The 267-nt window shown below is 46.8% G+C and carries 1 protein-coding gene; it reads left to right on the top strand.

What is annotated here, in order from left to right; all coding sequences use genetic code 11:
- On the top strand, positions 1 to 267 hold a 267-nt coding region (locus tag OGX94_RS00005; protein WP_286568451.1), incomplete at both ends, for a transposase.

Genomic DNA, 267 nt, shown 5'->3' with positions numbered 1-267 from the left:
GGTTATTCTGTTGCCAGCGTTGCAACACGTCTCGATATCACCACCCACAGCCTTTACGCCTGGATAAAGAAGTACGGTCCGGATTCTTCCACTAATAAAGAACAGTCAGATGCTCAGGCCGAGATCCGCCGTCTCCAGAAAGAGCTGAAACGGGTTACCGACGAACGGGACATATTAAAAAAAGCCGCTGTAGATTCAATTGGTCAACGCAACAGTTATGTGAAAACATGGGGTTGCGGAGGTTTTTTGAATGAGACGAACATTTAC

The sequence above is a fragment of the Citrobacter sp. Cpo037 genome, from assembly GCF_030332945.1.
Taxonomy (GTDB): domain Bacteria; phylum Pseudomonadota; class Gammaproteobacteria; order Enterobacterales; family Enterobacteriaceae; genus Citrobacter; species Citrobacter portucalensis.
This window is presented reverse-complemented; position numbering and strand designations above follow the sequence as displayed.